Genomic DNA, 17,973 nt, shown 5'->3' with positions numbered 1-17,973 from the left:
TTTGGATTCAAAAAACAACCATTTTGGGTGAGTGTTTTCTATTCTTTACTATCGTAGACTAGATTTATTTGATTAATTATTTCTTTAATTTTTGTATCAGAAATTTTATCTTTTTGCCCTTTAATATATGCATCTCGAATTTTTTCTTGCGTGTTGATATCATAACGATCTAAAAACTCAGTTTGATAATCTAAATCGAGATTCAAGCACATAACTCTGTCAGCAATATTCTCCCAAATATCTACAAAAGGAAATATTGCTAAACTGACACAAGTCACAATTAAAAAACCATACGGCATAGCACTAATAATTTCAAAAAGTTCCTTTTTCTTTCCTAACCCAACTACAATGGAAGTAACGATTACACTTAAATTCAGCCCAATGAGTCCATAGAATGTCCATGGAAAATTTTTCCGTGATAATTTAATTTCTTTTATATAAATTAAGTGTTTAAGTTTTATCATCTTATTTTAAAGCCTCCGTCATTACTTTTCTAACACCTTCAACTGCACCTGTTATAACTGCAACTTTTTTACTACTCGCGGCTAATTTAGTTGTATTAGTTGTAGCTGTATTTGCCACAGCATTTGTTGCGGCACCTTGAGAATCAATATTTTGCATTTCATTGGAGCCTGAAACTGAATTTATTATATTATTCGCGCTAGTTTCAATAACATTGCTTGCTACTGCTTCAATAACAGCAGCCGTTGATCAAACAAGAAAATTGCAGGGCTAACGATGATTATCGTTCAGCAGAGTCTTAACCGAACGATAATGTCCTTTGTAAATCTTCCTATCAAAGTTATCAGCTTAAAAATGTACGTAAATAAACACCAACCTAATCCTAATTACTTTAATTTTACACAATAAAAAGACCCGCGAGTGCGAAGTAAACCCTCATTCCCTTAGAATTTGAATATAATTAAAGACTAGTTAGTTACTTTTTTTATTAAAAGATTTCAATATAAACACCAAAAATATTAGTAAAATAGTTACTCCAATTGATATCATATTTATAAATATTGGGATTTCTCCTCCGCCCGACCAACTCCACACAACATAGCTAAAAAACACCTCCCAATCAGCATCGGTAAACACTACGAAAGTACATATATAACTAATGATATAAATTAGTAAAGCTGAAAAAAAAGACCTATAGTTTAATGTTAAACTTTTCATATTATTCTTCCTGCCCAAATACTGAGTCATATGCTTCGTTTATCATTTCTTTTTGCGAGTCCATTATTTCTTTTGTCAATTCATTTGAAGTTTCATTACCGATCCAATCTGTTGGACTATGCCCAATAGGATTCAAAGGTGTCCAAACTTTAGGCATTCCTCTTGCATCTGTATGCATCTTACTAGAGGAATCCATTTCAGGGTGCATAGCCTCCCCAAATAACTTAAGTGCTCCATCCCTATCTCCATTGTGATGAAGATCTCTAGCATCAGCTAATTTGTTTGTTACAAATTTATTAGTGGCTGATTTTGCCTCTGCGGGAGTTTGGGCACTTGAAGCCATAGAATGTTTAAATGATTCAGCTGCTGATTGAGTTCTTTTGTCAAAATCTCGACTCGACGTTTGTATTATTTTTACATCTAGCTTACTTATTCTACTCCCTAAAGCATTGGATATTAATTTATCATGGGCGACAGCGCTATGCATTCCATTAGGATCTATATACTTATACGGATTGTTATTCGCATAAGCATAACGGTTAGAGCTATGTATATCACGTACACCAACCGGATCATTCGAATAAAACCGCCCTATAACTGGATCATAGTATCGTGCCTGCACATAACTTAAGCCAATATCTGTATCGAACTTATGTCCGGTATAACCTACATCATCACTTTGTGTTCCAATCGTTTCACCAAAAGGTTGATAGTGTAGAGTTTTTATAATCACTCCTGCTAAGTTACTAAATGCAGCGGGGCTGCCTAGATAGTCAGTATGAATGAATTCTACACTGGTATTTTTTGTGGCGACTAATTTACCACCTAAACGGTAGTAATCTTTGTTAACACCACCAACTTTTCTAAACATTAGCTGACCAGATAAGCTGTACATCGAATAACTTAAGCCTGAACCATCGTTTGTTTTCACTCTTCGGTTATGGCCATCATAAACATAAGTATTACCACTTGCTTCGTCCATTTGACCGGCAACATTATACGAAAAGCTATCATGACCATTTGAAGTGACATTCCCTCTACTGTCGTAAAGAAAGTTATATGATTTACTTCCTGTGGTGTAATTTAAACGGTTTAAGCTGTCATAAGCATACCCAATCGATTTAGAACCTATTTTATAGTAGGTAATATTACCTTTGGTGTCGTAATTAACATCTCCTGTACCCGAGTAACTATCGGTGATCAGGTTTAACCTATCAAGCCCGTCATAAGTTGCTTTTAAGTCATAGGCATTATTTTTTTGGTCATCCAAGAACGTCAAATTATTATTTGAGTCGTAGGTCATGGCTTGTTTTATCGCATAAGTACCACTTCTTACATCATAGGTTGAAGCAAGTAAGCCAGCACTGTTTAGCGTAGCAGAATACACAAAACCATTGCTATAATTATGAGACTTAATAGCACCTAATGCATGATACTTAGCATTTGTTGCGTAATTACCCACTCGCAATTGTTGACTTAACGCATTATGCTTGACATTCATCACTTGCCCGCTGGGATAAGTGATTGAACTTTTATTACCTAAATTATCCGTTTGATAAGTTAAGGTGAAGGTATTCCCGTCTATAGATAAGCTTTCAGAGGCCAATCCCCCTAGACTATTGTATGAATAATGACTAGCAACACTTCCGGTATTAAGGGTAATTAACTGACCATTTCTATCATAATAAAAGCTTTTGTTTGCTCTATCATCCTCATATGTTTCTGAAATAGTATTTCCTCTGTACCCATAGAAGTAATTCGTTTTATTTGAACTACTTACTAAACTATCGCACGAGGTGGTGCTAGTGCTAATTGACGTTCCATAAGCTTTCCAGCTTAGCTGTCCGACACTATCAAATGAATAAGCTCTCGGGCCAACATCCTCTCTAACAACTTTACAAAGCTTTTGATAATCATCATAAACGCGGTATTCATGCTCTCCGCCTTGGCTAACGCTGCTAACATTACCGTAGATATTGTAGGCCATACTTGTACTAACACCAGCGGGTGAGCTAATTAAAATAGGCATTGATTGACTAGGTGATGCATAAGACAAATAAGTGGTTGTGGTAACATTGCCTTTATTATCATTAACTTCTACTTTGTCATTAACCAAATATCGATAAGATATTTGACCTGAAATGGCATTGTTATTAACCGTCTTTGGACGCCCTAATCCATCATAGCTGTAATTAACACCATAATAAGTAGACGCAGAACTTGTCTGCTGACTTTGAAAAGTTGGTTTATTTAAGTAGTTAAAGTTTGTTCTTACATACCTTGTTGTATTACTACTATCGCCGTTATCCCACTCTTTTACGGCCAATGGCCTCAATAGTCCATCATAAAAAGTCTGTTTACGGTAGTCACCTTGACTAACCGTTTGAACCGTCATACCTGAAACTGTTCCTGGAACGCCAATACCACCTGATGACTGTGAATATGAAATATTGGTATTTGACCATTCTTCGTCACAAGGGTCTATTAAGGTTAACCGCCCTAAAGTGTTATAGCTGTAGTTTTCACAGTTACCTTCAAAATCCGTTACTCGAGTAACCTGAGCATTGGCATTGACTATTCGATAACCATATTGAGAAACTGTACTGCGGCTCTTAGGCGTCTGAATAGTTCTAGGAATTCCACGATAATAATTTGAATATTTTACCCACTGATTATTGGCATTTCTTGTTATTTTATTAGGTAATCCATTTGATAAATAGGTGTAATTGGTATGCCAACGACCAAAAGAGTATTGGTTAGCGGGTTGTGATTTGTAGATCCCCGCAGCAGAGTGATAAGTCGTTTTTGCTACTTCTTCATAAATAGTACCGTTAAAGACCTTTGTTTGATATGGCCGACCAATTAGCCAGTATGTTGGATCATTATTATAGGTGGTTTGAATATATTTATGTTTGTTGCCATTAGCATCATTGTATTGGTGTGCCTGCGTTGGGTTACCATAAATATCATATGAGGTGGTTAGGTGAGTAAAAACATCTTTACCACCTACTCTATAGTATTCTTTTACTTCAGAAGCAATTAACGCTCGGTTTGAATGAGCAACACCACTGCTTAACTCAAATCCCACATTACCGATATTTTGACGAGTAAATGTTTTCTTTGTTTGGAGTAGCATCGCACCGTTTGTATCAAATTCTTCTACAGCGACTAAGTTACCGTCTAAGTAACTGGAGTAATCACGGTTATGATAGTATTTTGTTCGACTGTTATCTGGAGCTATTACTTGTGTCCATTTATAATCTTTATTATTGATATTGCTCGGTAATGTACCCTTTAATAACATACTACTTTGGATATTTTCATTAGCGGCAAAACCTGTGTTTTCTGAGTAATCATAATTCCATGTCATCTTGGACATTCCCGGTCCGTCTAACACTTTTTCAATAATAGACATGGTTGCGTAGCATTGTGGTTGTATATAGGGACCGTTATTACTAGTAGTGGTTTCAAGCGTGTTACTTCTTCCTTGAACTTTTCCTTCAAATTGAAATGTGCCAGTTACACCATCAGGGTGTGTGATACTTGCAGTACTGTTTTTTGGTGTATAATTTATGGTGTATACACAATCATCCATTTTGTCACCGTTCCTGGTACCAACAGTTGGTTTAGCATTTCTATATGGGCTTAAATCAAAAACCCAGTTTTTACCATCAGGTCTGGTGACAGAATCTAGCCCTTCCGTACTCCCATATGAATATGTCCAATGACGTCCGTTATAAGAAACTTTAGTAATATGATTTAGATGGGATCCCGTTCCATAAGTCATAAGAACTGTTCTGCCATCACTGGACGTTATTGAAGTTAGCTTGTTACCAGAATAATTATACTGAATCCAATTACCGAAACGATCTTCTACTTTTGAAGCCAACATAAAGGCTTGATACCGAGAAGTAACTTTATAATCTCGATAAATACCCTTAGAGGATATTAATCTCATTTTGTCAAAAGTGTACTTAAGCCCATCGGGTGAGTGACCGATAAAGCCTTCGCCATTGCCACCTGAACGAGTAAAACAATCGAACTTCCAATTAGATTTTGTTTTTCTACCGTTTTTTTCAACTAACTTCTCTTGCCGACCCGGTAAAATAAGAGAGTCACCGTTCCAGTATTCATGAGATTCAAACACGTTACCATGATCAGAAATTCCGCCAGGGTTTAAGGAACCAGAGCATTCTTTGCCTATTCCCCATGAACCTGAATATCGAGAACCATTAAAAAGTAGTGTGGTATGAATCGCGGGGATTTCAAGTAACCAATCATCAAAAAAAGCTGAATTATAAGCAGTTAAACCGGCAGCTTCAGGATAGAACTTTCGAGCTATGACAATGTCGGGGCCAATCCCTTTAGCCACCAAATCAGTATGGCTAAATCCAATCGTGCCAGAGTTAAGGTCAATATGCTCGCCAAGTAAGTCCGTTGTATAAGGCGTAACAGAATCTTTTACAGACATACGCGCTAAGATATCTTCATTGGCAATACCATAAGCATCCCCACCAGGTTCGTCTCCGGGATCACCACCGCTAGGAGGAGCTAAAGTAGACATTTTTGTTGATGACTTGTGCGTTGTTGGTAAGTTTTGGCTAACAATTGCTGAAGTAATTTCCGCAGTCATTGCTTCATTGAATGGAATTTGTTTAGCAAATGCCATTATAGGTAAAATTAATGCTATCGTTAAATATCTCATAGAAATCCCTTATCTATTAATAATTACAATAATATTCAGTTACTTATTTTAATAACTTATAAATAAAAGTTAAAAGACAGCCAATAAATTAACCAGGTACACCCAAACTAATCTACTTTTTCGAACGCTGGTTAAAAGATTATTTCATTTTATTTAAAGCTGTAAATGCTTAAGTCTTCCAATTTCAAATAATGAAATATTCGCATAACTTTTTGTTTACTTGTTGTATGGATATTAAGAGCTGTACATTATCCATACAAAAAAGTAAATTAAAAGTTAATATAACGTAAACATAAAATAAATATAGTTGCTAAATATCGCTAAAGCAATTTATGCGTAGACATTAATGAGAGAAAAGAAATAAAGTTATGGCTGTGTATAAAGTTTTATAAAAGGCGTATTTATAAAATAATTTTACGTGTTTGATATCATGAGTTAATTAACAAAATGATGATGCTATTAAATAAATGATAGCGCGTAATGATAGGCATTTATTATGTTTTATATAAAACATAATCGCTAATTAACCCTAATAGATAGGCTTTCTGCAGTTGTACCACTCATTAGCTGTTCACTTTGATTTAATAGCGTAGTGAATTAATAGCATCTGCTACTGTTAAAAAATATATTTTAGTGAGACAAAGCTCCGCCTTACTAAACTCATGAGCACGGATCAAATCTAAAACTTCCGCTATAATGACTGTTCGCCCTTTTTTAACTAGCACTCGTTGTTGTGATACACATTCTATTAAATAGCAAACACCCATAGAATCTATAACATAATCCTCATCGCTAAGAATTAAATCCTGACATTCTGAAATAAAATCTAGCGCAGAGGCTAAATATGTAAGCTCATCTTCGCCTTCTAACTTTAAAACACATGGCCAACAGATCATAAAAACTCTCTATAAATATAACGGAAAAAACAAGCCTGCTCAGTCAAGGTTTACTTACAAGCCATCTCTTTGAAGGCAACGGCCCCTAGGTTCATCACCTTCATGAAGTACAGTGTCGGTATGTAGAAACTTTGCCGCTTCTGCAGAATCTTTCACTTTAGAGGCACTGCGCGCTAGCATTTCTTCTTCAAACTCATTGAGTACACTTTCCCTTATGCCAGCATCTCGCCATTGAGATAATGGCCGACATCCTATCGATATGCCTCGTGCAAGCGACAACGCATCGAGAAGCGCTTGATTTGCTCCCTGTCCTTTGAATGGGCTCATCGGGTGAGCCGCATCACCAATGAGCGTCGATTGTTGTCCTTGCTGCAATAATTCTGCTTCGAGTAATGGCCGGTCATACACGGGATAACCAGAAACTTGAGCCACCAAGGTAGCAGCTAAAACTTGCGGTATAGGTTCATGCCACTGAGTTCTTCGACACGCTTCGTCTTTTAATGCCTGAGGACCTTTAGCGCTTAATGCCTTAGCTTCCGCTTCAGGCATCGGAAAACTCAGCTGCCACATCACAGAGTCAGACGCATAAGGCATCATATAAATACGTTCATTACCATTCGCCGTTTGAAAAACAGTCGCTGAGTCCAGCAGTGAACTTTTAAGTCCTTCGAGTGCCGCCAAAGGACAAATACCCAAAATAACAATACAGTCTAAGTAACGTAGAGGTGTTTTATCATCAGCTATCAGCAATTTTCGCACTGAACTGCGAATACCATCGGCGCCAACAACAAGATCGGCCTTGGCGCTTTTCAATTCACCTTCGACCTGAAAACTCAAATCAACACCTCCCGCCAGCGACTCCTTATAACCTACTAATTGGTGACACCATTTTACTTGGTTGTCACCAACGAGTTGCTTAAGTAAAGCTAAACGCAAAGATTGGCGAGCGATATGAACATTGGTTCGTTTAACCGACGATTTCACCGCAGAGGGGTGCCACTTTCTGATCCCCCATTCACCAATAACTTTACCCGTGGTGGTATGAACAGCATGCCTAGTTGAAATAACGCCTTGGGTTAACACAGAAATGCCAAGCCCTGCTATCGCTCTACTGGCTTGTTGTAATGTCAGTCCGTAACCCTGAGAGCGAGTATCAAAGCCACTGTCTCTTTCATAAAGTGTAAAAGGAATACCGCGGTGTAAACAAGCAACTGCTAGCGCAACACCGCCTATACCGCCGCCGATAATAGCAATATGTGGGTAGTTTTCTTTATCTGCGGTGGTAATATCTTTCGCCTGAACAAGGCCAGTTCCATTGCAATTTAAACAATCAAATAAATGTCCCTTAGGACGAACTGGAGGTGTACCTTCGCTTTGTTTTTGTTCAAATTCATCCAACTGACGCTGATACTGAAGTCGCATTTTTTTGCGTGGTCTTTTATTTTTTTGACCAAGCCCTTGGCACTGCTGACAAATGGTCCAATTAATTTCTTCGTTGTTCAACTTTATAAGTTCCTGTTTATTTGACCTGATTTTAACTTCACTTTTGCGGAAAAATCGTGTTAACAACTCATGTTAGAGTTAAATGCCAAGCGGTACATTTCACTAAGGCTATAACAATTAAATGGCTTACTATATCGTTGCAATTAATAATAGCAGTAATTATTTAGCCATAATTTTGCAAGAAAAACTGATGGGCTAGGATTTTAGACTGCTTTTTATCAAGAAGACATTCATTTGATGAAAACATTAACGCTATAGCGAAAAAACAGTGGATATATAGATTCAAGATCCCATATTCAATATTCAATAAATACGCCACTTAACGTAGCGACTTGTAATCGTATAATATGTTACCTTTATTTTAGCGTTCAGCTCAGCATATATAGAACCAACGCCAATGGTAGAGTAATTAATAGCCGATTAAATTAGTAGTCGATAGTGTTTATTCTTGCTCAGTTTTACATATTTTTTGAATGAGCATTGAAACCGACAACGCAATTAATAAGCCCATAAAAAAATAGATGGCGATTAAGTACTTCCCTAAATCAGATGCTTGTATTTCACCATTAACTAATACACATTCACCTTTGCTGTAATTGAAGCTACCACCATTATCTAAGCATTGATCAACCAAAAAGAAATCATTAACTAACCAAATAGCAACAAAACTAATGATGACACCGATAAACTGTGGGATAGAATTTTTTTTCATAAGTTCCTAAAGACATAACAGAAGGTCAAGTGACACGTCATTGTTGATAATAGTGTAATACAAAATGAGGCTCGAACGATAATTATCCCTGCTTCTTTATAGACTTATTTAATTTATCTTGCTTTAGGTATTGAATAAGTTCCAACAACATGTGCAACAGGGTTTACATCACCTTCAGAGTATAAGGATACCTCTCCAACAATGAGTGACTTCCCTATTTTTAGTAAGGTACATTTACCAATAATATCTTTGCTTGAAGAGGGTTTTCTCAGAAAGTTAATGGTTAGGCTGGTGGTCACAGCAAGAGAAACTATGCCTATTTCACCAAGAATAGCCACATATAGAGCACAATCGGCAACGGTCATTAACACGGGGCCAGATACAGTTCCACCTGGCCTTAATTCATCAAAACCTACGGTATGCCTTATTATTGCTGATTGTTCTCCAACAGCTTCAACAATGCACTTGGCCTGTGGAAACTCTGTTCTCATAAAGTCTGTTACTTCTTGCTTAGTCGCCAAGATAGTTCTCCAAAAAACACTAAACTAAAGGCAAATAATACTGACTGTAAGATGTCTAAAAGCCACTATTTCGGACATATTTAAAGCTGTTTTTGCCCTTACTTTTGTAAATTATTATGGTAGTAAAAATTAACAATTATTTTTAAACGATTCGATGAAGCGCACAAATTTTGTTATCTGAGGGATCACGTAAATAAGCGAGATAAATCTTACCTATCGTTCCATCTCTTACACCCGGAAGGTCTTCACACGCACGACCACCATTAGCAACACCCGCTGCGTGCCATGCATCAGCAATAGCGGTACTATCAGCTGCGAAACCAATAGTAGAGCCATTACCATGACTAGCAGGCTTACCATCTATCGGCTTACTTAGCGCAAAAACTCCGTTTTTGGTAAAATAAAAACAACGACCTTTGGCGTCAATTACACCAGGCTCGTGGCCCATGGCACCAAGAATGGCATCATAAAAAACCTTTGATTGTGCGACATCATTTGCGCCGATCATTATATGACTGAACATTTTTTTCTCCCTATTAATATTAATCAGGCTATTAAAGGCCACTGAACTTGTCGGCTATAATATTTATTTTTTAGTTAGCCAATTTAATAAGACAATTGAGTACTACCTTATCTTTTACTGACTTATAAAAAAAGCCTTTAGTGACGTATTATCAACACAAAAGGCTTTGTTATTATTACCTATGACCATCTTTCTTATTGACCATATTAGCTATTCAAAAAACTAATAATATTTTATGTACTTACTAACGCCGCTGACTTAATAGGTAAATCTCGTACTCTAACTCCTGTTATCTGAAAAATAGCATTGGCGATAGCGGGCGCTATTGACACAACGCCTGGCTCACCTAAGCCAACAGGAAACTCTTCGCTTTCAACAAATTCAATATCAAGCTCAGGTACATCATTCATTCTTAATGGAGTGTAAGTGTTTAAGTTAAGATTACTTACTTGACCATTTTCTATCGGACTTTGTTCGTGTAATGCTAAGCTTGTTCCCCATAGCATTGACCCTTGTACTTGAGCTAAAGCGCCATCAGGATGAATAATAACGCCGGCATCAGCAATCATAGTCAATTTCTTAACCGTGATTGTGCCAGAGCTAGGTTCGACATGTACTTGAGCGGCACAAGCCATCCAAGCCGGCATGGTACGTTCTTGTCCCGCACTTATCGCAACACCAATCGCTTCGTTTTTTCCTAACTTAACATTGGCGGTCTTTTCTTTTAGCCTAGTTAATACGTGAGCTAACCGCTTAGCACCACCAACACTTTCTGGTGCTTTACCCGCTTGCTTTCCTAAACCATCAAGCATAGATAAACGAAAATCAATAGGATCCATTTTACTTTGATGCGCTATTTCATCAATAAATGATTCTAATCCCCAAACAATCCAACCCTGCCCTACGGATCTTAACCAACCAGGCAACATAGTTTGTTGTGCTAGGCTATTGTTAGCCACGCGCACACGATGGTTTTCCATGCTGTACCAATGATCTGCACCACTGGTGGAAAACATATCGACACGAATTTTTTTATCTAGACTTTCAGGCATAAACCCTGGCGCCATTGATAAGGTTGGCCAACCCGCAGCAAGTGCGTGTTGCATGCCAGTAAATTTATTTTTTTGATCAAATAACGCTTGAAACGAAACAACCGAAGGCGATCTTGGTTGGTCAAATCTAGAGTCATCTTCTCGGGTAAAGACCATTTTTACCGGTTTGCCAATGGCTTTAGCCGTTAATACAGCTGGAATCGCATAATCGCCAAATAAACGACGACCAAAGCCACCACCTAAGTATTGCTGATGCATAACAACATTTTCATCTGAAACTTGTAGCGCTTTAGCGATCGCTGGCAAAGTTAACGACTGCCATTGATTACCGGTATAAACGTGCCACAGACCATTTTTTTCTTCTACCGTTGCGTTAACTGGCTCTAAAGCAAAATGTAACGCGGTATGCGTGCGGTAAACAGCATTAATAGATTTATCTGCTTTAGCACTCGCCGCTGAAAAGTCGCCGTCATTAATAAACAACCCACCTTCGTTTTCATCAGCAACTAAACGCTCACCTTCTTTAATAATATCTTGCTCGCTAACTTTGGCTGTTTTACCCGCTTGATAGCTTACTTTTAACGCATCGCCGGCTTTAATCGCGCCGTAATAAGTATCAGCCTCGACACTCACCCAGCCCTGAATGTTTTCACTTGGGTCTTGCAAAATATGATAGCCAAGATAACCTTTAACCTTTTTAGCCGCACTATCATCAACATTGGTGACCTTAGTGCCATAACGTGTTGGTGGAACAATAGGTCGAGCATAAACCATCCCTTCCAACTCAACATCAATACCATAAACCGCCGAGCCATTGGTTTTATCGGGAATATCGAGGGCTAAACTAGGCTTGCCGACTAATGTTCTTTTACTGGCTGGTTTTAAGGGTAAGGCATCAATTTCTTTTGGTGTAAAGACACGATTAAAGGTGCCCTGAGTGACAATTTCACCAAAACTTAACGATTGTTCTTGATAAATTACTGCACCATTTTCAACACGACATTGCTCTGCTGGGCAATTCAATATTTTTGCCGCGGCTTCTATTAGCGCAATACGACCGGCTGCCCCAGCCTGAGAAAGTGGCTTAAACGTTTGAAATACTGACCAAGAACCGCCCGTGACCATATAACCCCATTTAGGGTCAGTGTCTACATGAGTAATAGAGACTTTAGACCAATCTGCGCCTAACTCATCCGCCACAACACGTGCGAGTGCCGTACCAATATGCTGCCCCATTTCTGCCTTAGCAATATTAATGTTCACATCGCCCTGTGGGTTAATTTCAAACCATACAGTTGGCGAAAACAATTTATTTTTCAGGGTTTCTTGTGGGCTTTGCCCGATATTGGCGGCGCTAGCTAGGGGGGCGAAAGCCATTAATAATGTACTACTGACCGTACCAACTAAAAAACGACGGCGAGATAAGCTGACATTGTTTTTTGCATCTTTAATATTTTGCATTGTCATACGCCTTTATGATTGTTGGGTTGAAGAGCGTGGATCAAAAGTTTGTACATCGGCTGACATAACATCTGCAGCACTTTTAATGGCGCTTTGAATACGGATATACGCCATACAACGACATAAATTGCCGCTCATATGATCAACAATTTCTTGGTCACTTGGCGAAGTATTACTGGCTAGCAAAGTTGCGGCCTGCATAATTTGTCCAGATTGACAGTAGCCGCACTGAGGTACTTGTTCATCGATCCAGGTTTGCTGTAATGGATGATTGTTGTCTAAACCTTCAATCGTGGTGATATTTTTATTTGCGGCGGCTATTAATGGAAAAGAGCAGGTTCTGATCGCCGCACCATCGATATGTACAGTACAAGCACCACACATTCCAATACCACAGCCAAATTTTGTGCCTTTAAAGCCAAATTCATCACGGATAACCCATAATAAAGGCGTGTCTTCCTCTGCAGTAGAGGAAACATTTTTCCCATTTAACTTGAATGCAATCATAACTTTCTCTCCAAAACTGAGCTAAAAAATTATCAACTCATCTATTTATTAAGTACACCACTTATTAAAGTAGCTGATTTTTATTTCTGATTATCTCTGTATTAACAGATTGAATTATTTTCAACAGCGCAAACTTCTACCTTAAGATAAACTTTGAACAACTTATTGATAATTATATAATGATGCGTTTATTTATAGTTAACTTATGCCTAAAAAATCAAAAGTTTGAGCAATAATATTTATTACTACCTTCATAGGTTAGCACCTTAGGTTTATTTTTCCTCATTAAGGGAAAATATTAAACTAAGCTAAGCGTTCGCCATCAGAATTAGCGCTATTTTCGACGGGACCGCTATCACCAAAAAGGTACAATAGTACAAAATTACTATTATTGTAGTCACTTAGTTTAAGAATGTCGCATACGATCGAACCCTATAACTGTACTATTGGGCTATTTCGGTACTATTGAGCTTTCGTGCGATGCTGCACAGTGATGTGGATCAATCCCACTTAACCCTTGGGATTATCGGTTGTATGAATGAGGCGGTTAAACGATTATAAATGGCGATGTGCATTAATGTTAAGCTAAGACGCTAACTTTTCAATAATGGTCAGCTGAGTGCTGATTAAAAACATGCATTAAGTGATGGGTGGCTTCTTTGCTGCTAACTGAACAAAATAGTATCGACCTAAGATCACCGTTAAAATACCACCAAGCACTAAAGCGGATGACTCAACCAAACGTAATGTAATCAGTTCATTGGCAAACACTATTCCGCCTGCAGCAGCAATAACAGGTACAAACAACTGCACAACAGCGGCTTGTGTAACAGAGAGTCCCCGCAGCGCTATATACCAAACAAAATAGCCTATGCCTGAAGCTATACCACCAGACAATACCGCAAGTAATATTCCCATTGGTGTTATATGAGCATCATTAAGTCCAAAAATTATCAGTATTAAAATAAAAGGAGATGTTCTCATAAAATTATAGGCGGTATCACTAAGTGGATTTTTAGATGTTCTGCCAGCAAGGGTATAAAGTCCCCAAGCAACACCTGAAACAGCCATAAGTATAAAGCCTTTAAATGATGGTGTTACTAGGCTCGGCACGATTAAATAAACAAAGCCAGAAAATGCAATAATGAGTCCTACCCATTCAGTAAAATGAAGTTTATTACCTGAAATTACACTCGCCATAATCATCGTTATTTGTACTGCGCCAAATAAAATCAGTGCGCCTGTTCCTGTATCTAATGAGATATAGCCAAATGAAAAAGCGATAGCATAAATAAAGAGCATACCTGCCGCCAACCAACTGCCTTTAGATTTAGGTTTTGTTTCATTTGATTTACGTGTTAGTTGCAGCACAAGAATTAATATAATAATGCCCGAAAGAAGCCGTATAATAGTAAAACTGCTTGCGTCAATGGCATTATCACCTAATGCTAACCTACATAGCACAGAGTTTGCCGCAAACGCTAAAAGGGCAAAAATAGTACTCGCAATAATTTTTATAAAATTGATGTTCAAAAAAAATCCCACTTAAAAAACACTAGATTACTGACTTAGGTAATATCTTGGCTGCAATTAGCCAGTAAATCTCCCTTATACCATTGCGCACAAGGGAGCAGCCATTATAAAGTAACCGGATTATGTTTGTTTAGAAATTGAAGCACTTTTTCATGATATATAATTCGGTTGTCAGACTTATAAAAATTATGCCCTTCATTTTCAATTTCAAACCATTCGTACGACTTGTTATGCTTCTTTAATTGCTTAAGTAATACTTCTGCTTGCTCTAAAGGTGTTCTGTCATCCTTGGTGCCATGTACTAATAAAACGGGTGCTTTTAATAAATTAATCTTATGAATCGGTGAATGGGCTTTTTGGATGTTTTCTAGACCGACTCTTTTAATTAATACTTTCGCTACCTCAGGCTCTTCGTGATCAACCAATAATGGCAAGTCATAAACCCCTGATCGAGCAATAGTACACTTAAACAGATCAGGTTCAATAATGCTGCTTTGAATAGCACTATAACCGCCAAAACTTGCGCCCATGATGCAGAGACGGCTTTTATCTATATATTTTTTGTCGACCAAATAATTGATGCCATCTAAAATGTCATACTGAATTTTATCTCCCCATTGGCCAAAACCAGCGGCTTCAAATTTCCAACCTAAACCTGTTGAACCACGATAGTTAACCTGAACCACTGCATAGCCTCTCGAAGCTAATAATTGAACTTCTGGATTAAATCCCCAATAATCTCGAGCATGTGGGCCACCGTGAACTAAAACAACAGCAGGTACTGCGGCAGTAGTCGTTTTTGTTGGTAAGGTTATATATCCTTGAATGGGGGTGTTATCTCTTGCGTCAAATTTAAACGAGTATTGCGGATGTAATTTCTTAGTATCAATACCCTTCTTGCTATGTGCAACGTAACTCAACTTATTGGTTTCACGGTCAAATAAATACCATAAGGTCGGTTGAATGTCGCTCGAAAGAGAGATTAAGGCTTTGGTCTCAAATGTCTTATCCCAGCTAACGTTAATGTGATAACCGGCAAATTGTCCTAAGAAGTCCGAAAGTTTTTCAGCCATAGGATGCTTTTTATCTAAAATTTTATATTGCGGGTACTCGTCAAAGTAAGAGACGGCAAAAGGTCTACTTTGATTATCTAAGTAAAGCCAGTTGGTATCATAACCATCCACGGTATATAACGTCGATAATTGCTCAGTTTTTGGATTAAATAAACAAATAGAAATAGTATCGTTACCACAATAATCACTTACCACTAGTTGCTTTTGATCTTTATAAGTACTGATAATAGATAAGCTAGAGCTTGCATTTTTAGGTTTATAGTACAACCAAGACTCATCATCAAAATCATAACGCGCGATAGTAATATCATCATCTTCCGTGTTGCTGCTAAGCCATAACTCTTGGCTTTCATCGAAGTAATCTAGCTGAGTCGTTTGATGGTTTGCCTTGCTATCTTCAATTTTTGCTAACGTTTCTATTTGACCCTCATATATATTTAACTTAAAAACCCACATACCTTTATCATTATATTGTGACGTTGAAATAATGATATGTTCGGGGTCATCCTTTAACATGCTGATTATTTCAGGATGCGCCAAATGTTTTTCGTAATCGTGGTCTTTAGTGCCTTTTTTTATTTTTCCTCGACGAACAAGTGAACGGACACCAAAAATAAAGTCACCTTCATCTTCATCTATATTAATGCTATAAATTTCACCATAGTAGCCCTTCCTCTCTTGATTTCTTTTTTTACTGGCAAGAAAAACCAGTAATCTTTCATTATTTGCCCATCGGTATTGACCGACACTGTCTTTATTGGCAAAGGAAATTTGATTAATCGCTTTCATCGTATCAACAGCAACGATGATAAGAACAGGCGTCCCTTTTTGATCTTGGATCAAAGCAAGGTGTTTACCATCAGGAGATAAACTAACATCACGGTAATCGTCTTCCTCAAAGAGTGTATTAATATCGAGGTTTTTTACCGCTAGTTTGTTTTCTATATTTTTATTTTCCAACGCGATAGCCATGGAACAGTAACTGAAAAACATGAAAACTAAGGTCAGTATTTTTTTTGTTTGGGGATACACAGAACATCCTTTTATTATTATATTTCTGTTTATTATATCCTTGCGTTTTAATAAAGGGCAATATTTATTCGACAGTTTTACCATAGCCTTTATAGCTAACTTATTATAATAAAATGAGTTTTTATTAAGCATCCATAACGCTTGCTTGGATAAAACGGTGAGGTAATAAATAGCAGAAAATCTTCTGGCTTTACCGACAAGCCAAGTAACAGTAACTCAAACGGTTAAAGCACAAAGTTATTGCATGAGCATGCCTCAATAAATGGCTTTTATTTAATTTTTCACCTACACTTTTGATGAACCAACTCAAATAATAATACGATTACTTTGTATTATTATTACTCTTCCATATTCCATTTAGTTGTTGGCGGTTGTCATGGATGAACAATCATATAAAGGAAGCCAACATGACTAAAAATCTAAAAGTAATATTATTTTATTTTGTACTATTAACCTTGTTCTTAATGTTAGGTTGGGTGTCAGTACCGGTAAGTGCAGAAGAAAAATCAGTAAAAAACATTGCTAATGTGTGGTTATTTGTACCAAAACCAGGACAAACAGCTAATTTTGAACAAGCGTTTATAGACCACATTGCCTATCGAAAATTAATGAAAGACCCACGAAGCTGGTCTGTTTATCAAGCTGATATGGGGGCAAATATGGATGCTTACATCGTTCGGTCTTGTTGCAATACTTGGTCAGAGCTTGATGATTACCGTCAGTGGAACATTCAAGCGAAAGCCTCTGAAAACTGGCGTAAAAATGTCAGCAAATATATTTCTCATTATGAACACCACCGCGCTGAAAATGATCTAAACAACAGTCATTGGCCAGCAGATGTTACTTATAAATATATCGGTGTTAATACCTATCAGCTGAAGTTAGGACACAGCGAAGCTTTAGAAAAAGATAAGAAAATCATCAGTGATGCGGCTAAAAAAGAAAATTGGCCATATAATTGGTTATGGTATGACAGAGTCAATGGCACACTTGAAATGAGTCTGGCTATTCCTTACATGACTTATGGAGCTATGGCTCCACCAGATATTAAGTTTAGTAAATTACTAGCTAAACATTTGGATAGTCCAAAGAAAGCTAAAAAAGTACTGCAAAGATGGTCATCACACTTTGATGAAATTTCTTATAACATTTACATATTACGTGAAGATTTATCGATGTAAGGTATTTGATGACTAGGCGCCGAATGAAAGTGCGTATAGAGCGAATAAAAAAGCGTCTTTGGTAACAACTAAAGACGCTTTTATTTTATAAAGAC

Annotated in this window: 13 protein-coding genes; 1 reads left to right on the top strand and 12 read right to left on the bottom strand. The window is 37.5% G+C overall.

The window, feature by feature from the left end; genetic code table 11:
• Positions 1–38: 38 nt before the first annotated feature.
• The 12 genes from H4J69_RS09060 to H4J69_RS09005 form a co-directional block, all read right to left on the bottom strand.
• Positions 39–464 (bottom strand): hypothetical protein, encoded by a 426-nt coding sequence (locus tag H4J69_RS09060; RefSeq protein WP_182215941.1) that lies wholly within the window; start codon positions 462–464, stop codon positions 39–41.
• A 1-nt stretch (position 465) separates the two neighbouring features.
• On the bottom strand, positions 466–621 hold the full coding sequence (locus H4J69_RS09055; protein WP_182215939.1) for a hypothetical protein: 156 nt from the start codon (positions 619–621) through the stop codon (positions 466–468).
• A 559-nt stretch (positions 622–1,180) separates the two neighbouring features.
• A complete protein-coding gene (locus tag H4J69_RS20095; protein ID WP_182251945.1) occupies positions 1,181–5,884 on the bottom strand; it encodes an RHS repeat domain-containing protein in 4,704 nt (1,567 codons plus the stop codon).
• Between the two features lie 581 nt (positions 5,885–6,465).
• The gene (locus H4J69_RS09045; protein ID WP_182251944.1) at positions 6,466–6,780 is read right to left on the bottom strand and encodes a DUF4144 family protein; all 315 of its coding nucleotides are present in this window, start codon (positions 6,778–6,780) and stop codon (positions 6,466–6,468) included.
• 54 nt (positions 6,781–6,834) lie between these two features.
• The gene (locus H4J69_RS09040; RefSeq protein WP_220469599.1) at positions 6,835–8,283 is read right to left on the bottom strand and encodes an NAD(P)/FAD-dependent oxidoreductase; all 1,449 of its coding nucleotides are present in this window, start codon (positions 8,281–8,283) and stop codon (positions 6,835–6,837) included.
• 442 nt (positions 8,284–8,725) lie between these two features.
• The gene (locus H4J69_RS09035) at positions 8,726–8,995 is read right to left on the bottom strand and encodes a hypothetical protein (RefSeq protein WP_182251943.1); all 270 of its coding nucleotides are present in this window, start codon (positions 8,993–8,995) and stop codon (positions 8,726–8,728) included.
• Positions 8,996–9,108: 113 nt separating this feature from the next.
• Complete coding sequence (locus H4J69_RS09030) at positions 9,109–9,519, bottom strand: PaaI family thioesterase (RefSeq protein WP_182215989.1); 411 nt, start codon at positions 9,517–9,519, stop codon at positions 9,109–9,111.
• 139 nt (positions 9,520–9,658) lie between these two features.
• Positions 9,659–10,039: a VOC family protein gene (locus H4J69_RS09025; protein ID WP_182215932.1), complete on the bottom strand. Its 381-nt coding sequence runs from the start codon at positions 10,037–10,039 to the stop codon at positions 9,659–9,661.
• A 233-nt stretch (positions 10,040–10,272) separates the two neighbouring features.
• Positions 10,273–12,558 carry a xanthine dehydrogenase family protein molybdopterin-binding subunit gene (locus H4J69_RS09020; protein ID WP_182251942.1) on the bottom strand — a complete coding sequence of 762 codons (2,286 nt, stop codon included), beginning with the start codon at positions 12,556–12,558 and terminating at the stop codon, positions 10,273–10,275.
• A gap of 6 nt (positions 12,559–12,564) precedes the next feature.
• Positions 12,565–13,059: a (2Fe-2S)-binding protein gene (locus H4J69_RS09015; RefSeq protein WP_070376774.1), complete on the bottom strand. Its 495-nt coding sequence runs from the start codon at positions 13,057–13,059 to the stop codon at positions 12,565–12,567.
• Positions 13,060–13,698: 639 nt separating this feature from the next.
• Positions 13,699–14,592: a DMT family transporter gene (locus H4J69_RS09010; protein ID WP_182251941.1), complete on the bottom strand. Its 894-nt coding sequence runs from the start codon at positions 14,590–14,592 to the stop codon at positions 13,699–13,701.
• A gap of 104 nt (positions 14,593–14,696) precedes the next feature.
• Positions 14,697–16,625, bottom strand: a complete 1,929-nt coding sequence (locus H4J69_RS09005) for a prolyl oligopeptidase family serine peptidase (RefSeq protein ID WP_182251940.1) — start codon at positions 16,623–16,625, stop codon at positions 14,697–14,699.
• A gap of 479 nt (positions 16,626–17,104) precedes the next feature.
• On the opposite strand from H4J69_RS09005, the gene H4J69_RS09000 reads away from it, so the two are divergent.
• Positions 17,105–17,878, top strand: a complete 774-nt coding sequence (locus H4J69_RS09000) for a hypothetical protein (RefSeq protein WP_182222616.1) — start codon at positions 17,105–17,107, stop codon at positions 17,876–17,878.
• Positions 17,879–17,973 lie beyond the last annotated feature (95 nt).

Origin of the sequence: Colwellia sp. BRX10-9 (assembly GCF_014077405.1) — a bacterium.
Lineage (GTDB): Bacteria > Pseudomonadota > Gammaproteobacteria > Enterobacterales > Alteromonadaceae > Colwellia_A.
This window is presented reverse-complemented; position numbering and strand designations above follow the sequence as displayed.